This window comes from Xanthomonas vasicola, from assembly GCF_000772705.2.
Taxonomy (GTDB): domain Bacteria; phylum Pseudomonadota; class Gammaproteobacteria; order Xanthomonadales; family Xanthomonadaceae; genus Xanthomonas; species Xanthomonas vasicola.
On record NZ_JSBW02000052.1, the window covers coordinates 127,570 to 135,864 of the forward strand.

The 8,295-nt window shown below is 64.6% G+C and carries 6 protein-coding genes and 1 pseudogene; 6 read left to right on the forward strand and 1 reads right to left on the reverse strand.

The window, feature by feature from the left end; genetic code table 11:
• Window positions 1-239 precede the first annotated feature (239 nt).
• Window positions 240-3,206, forward strand: a complete 2,967-nt coding sequence (gene uvrA / locus NX05_RS15335) for an excinuclease ABC subunit UvrA (RefSeq protein ID WP_017118018.1) — start codon at window positions 240-242, stop codon at window positions 3,204-3,206.
• On the forward strand, window positions 3,206-3,610 hold the full coding sequence (locus tag NX05_RS15340) for an acyl-CoA thioesterase (protein ID WP_007967522.1): 405 nt from the start codon (window positions 3,206-3,208) through the stop codon (window positions 3,608-3,610). The genes uvrA and NX05_RS15340 overlap by 1 nt, the downstream gene beginning before the upstream one ends.
• A gap of 113 nt (window positions 3,611-3,723) precedes the next feature.
• Here NX05_RS15340 and NX05_RS15345 read toward each other — a convergent pair whose 3' ends face one another.
• Window positions 3,724-4,152, reverse strand: a complete 429-nt coding sequence (locus NX05_RS15345) for a copper chaperone PCu(A)C (RefSeq protein ID WP_039435717.1) — start codon at window positions 4,150-4,152, stop codon at window positions 3,724-3,726.
• Window positions 4,153-4,217: 65 nt separating this feature from the next.
• Between NX05_RS15345 and NX05_RS15350 the strand changes: the two genes are divergently transcribed.
• From NX05_RS15350 to NX05_RS22820, 4 genes and pseudogenes are all read left to right on the forward strand, one after another.
• Window positions 4,218-4,988 (forward strand): enoyl-CoA hydratase/isomerase family protein, encoded by a 771-nt coding sequence (locus tag NX05_RS15350; protein ID WP_039435720.1) that lies wholly within the window; start codon window positions 4,218-4,220, stop codon window positions 4,986-4,988.
• A gap of 70 nt (window positions 4,989-5,058) precedes the next feature.
• A complete protein-coding gene (tesB, locus tag NX05_RS15355; protein ID WP_039435723.1) occupies window positions 5,059-5,964 on the forward strand; it encodes an acyl-CoA thioesterase II in 906 nt (301 codons plus the stop codon).
• 226 nt (window positions 5,965-6,190) lie between these two features.
• A complete protein-coding gene (locus NX05_RS15360) occupies window positions 6,191-6,694 on the forward strand; it encodes a putative signal transducing protein (RefSeq protein WP_017113044.1) in 504 nt (167 codons plus the stop codon).
• A 112-nt stretch (window positions 6,695-6,806) separates the two neighbouring features.
• A pseudogene (locus NX05_RS22820) lies at window positions 6,807-7,997 on the forward strand (RNA polymerase sigma factor).
• Window positions 7,998-8,295 lie beyond the last annotated feature (298 nt).

An 8,295-nucleotide genomic window follows, 5' to 3' on the forward strand; every position in this document is an offset into this window, starting at 1 on the left:
ACAGGAGCGGGATTGTACTGGCTTAGCCGGTTTCGGGTCAAGTGGCAAGCACTCTTGCCGCAACCACCTGACAACGGGCTGGCAGAACGCATCATCCGGCCCCCACAACGGCCCCAGCAGACTGGCATTTGGGGCAATTGCCCTCACCTAAGTCGGCGGGTAGGCTGATCGACTGCCACTCATTCCTGCTGAGCACGCTCGCACCACTGCCGGTTCGCCGGCCCGACATCGGATCCCCCATGGCGATGGATTTCATCCGCATCCGCGGCGCGCGGACGCACAACCTCAAGAACATCGACCTCGACCTGCCTCGCGACAAATTGATCGTGATCACCGGCCTGTCCGGCTCGGGCAAGTCGTCGTTGGCGTTCGACACCATCTATGCGGAAGGCCAGCGCCGCTACGTCGAGTCGTTGTCGGCGTATGCGCGCCAGTTCCTCAGCGTGATGGAAAAGCCGGACCTGGACCATATCGAAGGCTTGTCGCCGGCGATTTCGATCGAACAGAAATCCACCTCGCACAACCCGCGCTCCACGGTCGGCACGATCACTGAGATCTACGACTACCTGCGCCTGCTGTACGCACGCGTGGGCCAGCCGCGCTGCCCGGACCATGGCTTCCCGCTGGAAGCGCAGACCGTCAGCCAGATGGTCGACCACATGCTCACCCAGGATCAGGAGCAGCGGTACATGCTGCTGGCCCCAGTGATCCGCGACCGCAAGGGCGAGCATGCGCAGGTGTTCGAACAACTGCGCGCACAGGGCTTCGTGCGCGTGCGCGTGGACGGCGAGCTGTACGAAATCGATGCGGTGCCGGCATTGGCGCTGCGCCAGAAGCACACCATCGAAGCGGTGATCGACCGCTTCCGTCCGCGCGAAGACATCAAGCAGCGCCTGGCGGAAAGTTTCGAAACCGCGCTCAAGCTCGGCGAAGGCATGGTGGCGGTGCAATCGCTGGACGACCCGGCGGCAGCGCCGCATCTGTTCTCGTCCAAGTACAGCTGCCCGGTGTGCGATTACTCGTTGCCGGAGCTGGAACCGCGGCTGTTTTCGTTCAATGCACCGGTGGGCGCCTGCCCGAGCTGCGATGGCCTGGGCGTGGCCGAATTCTTCGACCCCGATCGCGTGGTCGTGCATCCCGAACTGTCGCTGTCGGCCGGCGCGGTGCGCGGTTGGGATCGACGCAATGCCTATTATTTCCAGCTGATTGCCTCGCTGGCCAAGCACTACAAGTTCGATGTGGATGCGGTATGGAACACGCTGCCGGCCAAGGTGCGCCAGGCGGTGCTGTTCGGCAGCGGCGATGAGGTGATCAGCTTCACCTACTTTACCGATGCGGGCGGGCGCACCACGCGCAAGCATCGCTTCGAAGGCATCCTGCCGAACCTGGAGCGCCGTTACCGCGAAACCGAATCGCCGGCGGTGCGCGAAGAGCTGACCAAGTACGTCAGCCAGCAGCCCTGCCCTGCCTGCAACGGCACGCGCTTGAATCGCGCTGCGCGCAACGTGTTCGTGGCCGATCGCCCACTGCCGGAACTGGTGGTGCTTCCGGTCAACGAAGCGCTGAGTTTTTTCCGTGGTTTGTCGCTGCCGGGTTGGCGCGGCGAGATTGCGGCAAAGATCGTCAAGGAGATCGGCGAGCGGCTGGGCTTCCTGGTCGATGTGGGCCTGGATTACCTCACCTTGGAGCGCAAGGCCGACACCTTGTCCGGTGGTGAAGCGCAGCGCATTCGCCTGGCCAGCCAGATCGGCGCCGGCCTGGTTGGGGTAATGTATGTGCTGGACGAGCCGTCGATCGGCTTGCACCAGCGCGACAACGAACGCCTGCTCGGCACGCTGACGAGACTGCGCGATCTGGGCAACACCGTGATCGTGGTCGAGCATGACGAAGACGCGATTCGGCTGGCCGACCACGTACTGGATATCGGCCCCGGTGCCGGCGTGCATGGCGGCGAAATCTGCGCGCAAGGAACGCTGCAGGACATTTTGGAATCGCCACGTTCGCTCACTGGCCAATACCTGTCGGGCAAGCGTCGCATCGAGATTCCCAAGCAGCGCCATAAGCCCAACCCGAAGATGATGCTGCATCTGCGCGGGGCGACCGGCAACAACTTGAAGAATGTCGACCTGGATATTCCGGCCGGCTTGCTCACCTGCATCACCGGCGTGTCCGGCTCAGGCAAGTCGACGCTGATCAACGATACGTTGTTCACGCTGGCCGCCAACGAAATCAATGGCGCCTCGCATACAGTGGCACCGCATCGCGAAGTCGAAAATCTGGACCTGTTCGACAAGGTGGTGGATATCGACCAGTCGCCGATCGGGCGCACACCGCGCTCCAATCCGGCGACCTACACCGGCATGTTTACCCCGTTGCGCGAGCTGTTTGCGCAGGTGCCGGAATCGCGTGCACGCGGTTATTCGCCAGGCCGTTTCAGCTTCAACGTACGTGGCGGCCGCTGCGAGGCCTGCCAGGGCGACGGCATGATCAAGGTGGAGATGCACTTCTTGCCCGACGTCTACGTGCCTTGCGATGTCTGCCACGGCAAGCGCTATAACCGCGAAACGCTGGAGATCCGTTACAAGGGTTTCAACATCAGCGACGTGCTGCAGATGACCGTGGAAGATGCGCTGCGCCTGTTCGAGCCGGTGCCGTCGATCGCGCGCAAGCTGGAAACGCTGGTCGATGTGGGCTTGAGCTACATCAAGCTGGGCCAGAGCGCGACCACACTCTCCGGCGGTGAAGCGCAGCGCGTCAAGCTGTCCAAGGAACTGTCGCGTCGCGATACCGGGCGCACCTTGTACATCCTGGACGAGCCGACCACCGGTCTGCACTTCCACGATATCGAAGCGTTGCTCGTCGTGCTGCACAAGCTGCGCGACGAAGGCAACACGGTGGTGGTGATCGAACACAATCTGGACGTGATCAAGACCGCCGACTGGATTGTGGATCTGGGTCCGGAAGGCGGCCATCGCGGCGGTACCATCCTGGTCTCCGGCACGCCGGAAGATGTGGCTGCACACAAGGCGTCCTACACCGGGCAGTTCCTGGCCAAGATGCTGCCGTCGGTGAAGGCGCGGGAGACGCGGCCGGCGGCAATGGCCAACAAGCCCGATGCGCGCCCGCCGCGCAAGGTCAAACCGGAGAAGGTGGCCAAGGTCGCCAAATCCGCCACCAAGAAGACTGCAAAGAAGAAGGCAAGCTGATGAGCGAACACAAGGTTCTGGCACGCATCCCGATCAGCGTGCGCTGGCGCGACATGGACAGCATGGGCCACGTCAACAACGCCAAGTACATTTCCTATCTGGAGGAAGCGCGCGTGCGCTGGATGCTGGGCGTGCAAGGCGTGGCGATGACCGACCGCATCGCGCCGGTGGTTGCTGCCACCAACGTCAATTACAAGCAGCCATTGATCTGGCCCAACGACATCACCGTCGAGTTGTTCGTCGAACGCCTGGGCACCAGCAGCGTGACCATCGGCCACCGCATCTTCGACCAAAAGGATGACAGCAAGCTGTACTCCGATGGCAACGTGGTGGTGGTGTGGATCGATACGCAGACCGGCAAGAGCGCGGCGCTGCCAGATGCGGTGCGCGCGGCTAGCAGCTGAGTTTTCTATCGACCCGGTCGCTGACGCCGTCAGCGCGAAACATCAACGGCGGCTCTTTCGGGAGCCGCCGTTTTTGGTTGCATGCAGGTGTGTTGCGCGACAGCGTCAAACCATCAGGACCCGGGCGCGCGCTTACGTGCTTCCAACGTGGCCTTGATTTCGCGACCGTCCTGCAAGGTGAAACTCACCGGCACCTGCGCACCTTCCTGCAGCGGCGCAGTCGCGTCCATCAACATCAGATGCAGGCCGCCCGGCGCCAGCGGCACCGACTTGCCGGCCGGTAATGCCAGCTCCGGAACCGCACGCATGCGACTGACGCCATTGGTCTGCGTGGTTTCGTGCAGGGACACATCGGCAAACACACTGCTTTTCGCTGCAGTGATCTTCAGTGGCTGCGGACAGCCGTTATGAAACTGGCCGAAACCGGCTGCCATGCCCATGCCACCGGGAGGCGGGATGCGGATCCAGCCATTCTTGAATTCGGGCAGGCATTGGGCCGACGCGCCTGCACCTGCCACCAGCGCCAATGCCGCAAACACCATGCCACCACACCTAACCCGCCTGCTTCGACTGCCGTCTATCATGACCCGACCTCCAGGAGCCCCGAATGAGCATCCAGATCTTAGACCATGGCCGTCTTCGCGAAATCCGTCTGGCGCGTCCGCCGGTCAATGCGCTGGACAGCGCGTTGTGCCAGGCGCTGAGCGCCGCGGTGCAGCAGGCGGGCGAGCAGGTCGATGGCATCGTGCTGTCGGGTAGCGAGCGGATCTTTTCCGGCGGCATGGATGTGCCGTATCTGCTGGCGCACGGCACCGAACGCGCCGCGCTGCTGGCCACTTGGACTGCGTTCTTCGATGCCGCGCGGGCGCTGGCCAACAGCCGCGTGCCGGTGGTGGCGGCCATCGGCGGGCATGCGCCGGCCGGCGGCTGCGTGCTGGCGCTGTGCTGCGACTACCGGGTGATGGCGCGCAGTGCCGACACCGCCAAACCCTATGGGATCGGCCTCAACGAAGTACAGGTAGGCCTGGCCGCGCCGGAAGGCATCCAGCGTCTGTTGCGCCGCGTGGTCGGGGCGCACCGCGCCGAGCGCCTGCTGATCTCCGGGCAACTGCTACCGGCCGAACAGGCGGTCAAGATCGGCCTGGTGGACGAGCTGGTCGATGGCGAGTTGGTGACCGCGCGTGCGGTGGCATGGCTGCAGGAGCTGCAACAGCTGCCGCGCCAGCCGATGCTGACCACGCGTGCGATTGCGCGCGCAGACCTGCGCGCGGCATTGGCGCCAGAGTTGATCCAGCTGGAGCGCTTTATCGATGGCTGGTACGCGCCAGATGCGCAGACCGCGCTGCATGGTCTGGTGGCGCGCCTGCAGAAGGCCTGAGCTCCGCCGTCGCGGCGCCCATTGGGTGGGCCGGTATACTCGCGGTCCGTCGCACGCCCAGGCCAGCCCCTTGTCCGCCACCGCCGAACCCGTCGTCTCCGAACTGATCAGCCTGCTGTCGCTGGAGCGTCTGGAGGACAACCTGTTTCGTGGCCAGAGCCGCGACATCGGCACCAAATACGTGTTCGGTGGTCAGGTGCTGGGCCAGGCGTTATCGGCAGCACAGGCGACGGTGGAAAACGGCCGTCAGGCGCATTCGCTGCACGCGTATTTCCTGCGTGCCGGCAATATCGACCACCCCATCGTTTACGACGTCGACCGCACCCGCGATGGCGGCAGCTTCTCGGTACGCCGGATCACGGCAATCCAGCACGGCAAGGTGATCTTTTTCTGCGCGGCCTCGTTTCAAGAGCACGAAGACGGTGCCGAGCATCAGTCGGCGATGCCGGTGGTGCCGCCGCCGGAAGACATCGAACCGGCCGCACCGCTGGCACCGGAAGTGTTGGCCAAGCTGCCGGCCAAGGTGCAGCGCTGGCTCTCGCGCGGCGGCCCGTTCGAGTTTCGCCATGTGTTTCCGCGCGATGAACTCAAGCCCCCCAAGCGCCCGCCGTTTCAGCAGATGTGGCTGCGCTTGAGCAATCCCATCGGCGACGATGTGGGCCTGCATCGCGCGCTGCTGGCATATGCCTCGGATTTCCAGTTGCTGGGCACCTCGACATTTCCGCACGGCATCAGCTATTACACGCCGAACGTGCAGATGGCCTCGCTCGATCATGCACTGTGGTTCCATCGCCCGTTCCGCACCGACGACTGGCTGCTGTATTCGCTCGACAGCCCCACCGCGCAAGGTTCACGCGGTCTGGCGCGCGGGCAGTTCTTCACCCGCGACGGCGTGCTGGTGGCCAGCACCACGCAGGAAGGCCTGATCCGAGTGGTGCCTGACGGCAGCGCGATTGCCGTGCCGGCCAAGGAGTAGGCCTGCAAGCGCGGCAGCACCGCACGCTGTTCGATTGCCAGTTCGCACGCGGGCCGCGCTGAGGCAGCCAAGCACCTTTCCCAGCGCACCGCAGACGCCGCAAGCTGGCATCCTGGCTCGCCCTGCGTCCGCGGTCACCCGACTGCACCACTCGCATCCTGATGTTTCATCTTGAACCGGCGCCGCAGTGGCGCCATCTGTTCCGGACCCAACGGTGTTTTCCACCATGCGCAAGATCTTCAGCAGTCAACGTATCGAAACCGCCGAAGGCGTGGCCAATCTCTTGCGCGATGCGGGCATCGAGATCCGCCTCAGCAATGGCCGCTCATACCAGAGCAAGCGCGGCGGCCAGTTCAGCTACCTGGAACAGAGCAACGCCCAGGCGCAGCCCACCGTCTGGATCGTGCATGCCAACGATCAGCCACGTGCGCGCGAACTGTTGCGTGACGCCCGCCTGCTGGACACCACCCGCCGCGACCTACCGAATGTGGAATACACCTTCCGCGAGGGCGAGAACGGCTCCAGCTCCAGCGCGCGTAGCTGGGCCTGGCGCATCCGCCTGGTGTTGCTGCTGGTGATCGGCGCCGTAGCCATGGTGGTGGTGATGCGCCATCGCAGCGCGCCGGCACCGGCGGCACAACCGGCATCGCAGCAAGCGCCAACCCAAGATGCCGCCCCACCGGCCGCAGACGACGAACAGATGCGCGTGCGGATCCAGCCGGCGCGCTGAGCGCGGCTAGCCCGCGCGACCGGCCGGTGGCGCGACGAGCGGCGCCCTGATCATCGCGGTCACATCCATTGCCGGCATGCGTCATGCTGGCGACAGGACATGGATTGGGCCGATGAACGCCCACACGCTGGATCTGATGTTGCGACGCGAACTGCCCAATGCCGCGGCTGGCTGCCAGCAGGCGTACGGGCGCATCGTATTTGCCTGCCAGAACACGGTGACCGCGATCGCACTGGCGATCACCCGCGACCTCGCGGCCAGCGAAGACATCGCCAAGGAGGCCTTCCTGCGTGCCTGGCAGCAGCTGGCGCAGCTGCATCAGCCGGCAAGCTTTCTCCCCTGGCTTCGGCAGATCACCCGCAACCTGGCGCGCGACTGGCTGCGCCAACCGTCATCGTGCGCTCAGCGGCGAGGCGGCAGACCTTGCCATCACGATGGCCGCCAACCCTGCGCCCTCGCCTACCGACCAACTGTTGCAGGTGGAAGAAGAGATCGCCGCGCTCGACATCATTTCTGCATTGCCCGAAGAAAGCCGCAAAAACGCTGCTGCTGTACTACCGCGAAGGCCAGAGCTCGCAGCAGGTTGCGCCTCTGCTCGGACTCAGCGACGCGGCAGTGCGTAAACGCCTGTCGCGCGCACGGGCCAGCGTGCGCAGCGAGCTGCTGCGCCGCTTCGGCGACTTCGCACGCGGCAGCGCACCCAGCGCAGCTTTCGCCAGCACAGTGAGCTCGGCCACCCTGTTGGGCGCGCCGGGCACGGCTGGCGCGGCCGTTGTGCTGACGGGCATCGGAGGCGCGGGCAAATTAGGCGCGAGCGGGCAGAGCGGCTCGGCGCTTGGCGGGGCGGCGGCGCTGGCGCGCTCAGCCTCTGGCTCGGCATGCCGGCACTGTTCGCTGCGTGAGCGGTGCTGGTTGCCGGGATCGGCACCTACTGGCCGTATTGGTACCAGCTGCGCTTCGCACAAACCGCCAGCGAGGCCACGGCGGCCCGTCGTTTCATGCACATCACCACGCTGACCTCGGTGCTGGTGTGCAGCAGCACACTACTGCTGAAACACCTGCAGGCGGGCGCGTGGGCATCGGTTCTGACGCTGTGCGCAGGCATGGCGGTGCTCAACTATCAATCCCAGCGCATCCTGCCACGCGTCACTTGCCCCATGCTGGAACGCGATGCGCACAGACGTGGCGCCACCGGGCACCGCTGTTGTACCGCTGCATGTTCAGTCCCGGCGCGATGGTGCTGAGCACGGCGGCCGTCATTCTGCCTATCGTGCAGCACTACATGTGGTTGGGGATCTTTTGAAGCCAGGCTGACGTCACCGCTTTACCGGCGGTTGCAAACTTTTCCAAGACGAGGACATCCGGGTGCAGATCCAACCGTGCCACCGCAACACCGGCTATGGGTTACGCAGACTTGGCAGCATGTCACGGACTGCGCGCACTGGAGCACGCTCCGGCGCGGCATGCATGTTAAGGAAACTCTGAACAACTCCCCTTGATCCTGCGACAATCACACAGACGCAACGGACAACGACGATGCAACTGACCTTCGGCGATGCGGAGTACAACGGCAAGCGCAAGCGGACGCGGCGTGAGGTGTT

Bases quoted from the DNA above. Each gene is read 5' to 3' on its own strand.
- uvrA (WP_017118018.1), top strand. From the start codon at position 240: ATGGCGATGGATTTCATCCGCATCCGCGGCGCGCGGACGCACAACCTC.
- NX05_RS15340 (WP_007967522.1), top strand. From the start codon at position 3,206: ATGAGCGAACACAAGGTTCTGGCACGCATCCCGATCAGCGTGCGCTGG.
- NX05_RS15345 (WP_039435717.1), bottom strand. From the start codon at position 4,152: ATGGTGTTTGCGGCATTGGCGCTGGTGGCAGGTGCAGGCGCGTCGGCC.
- NX05_RS15350 (WP_039435720.1), top strand. From the start codon at position 4,218: ATGAGCATCCAGATCTTAGACCATGGCCGTCTTCGCGAAATCCGTCTG.
- NX05_RS15360 (WP_017113044.1), top strand. From the start codon at position 6,191: ATGCGCAAGATCTTCAGCAGTCAACGTATCGAAACCGCCGAAGGCGTG.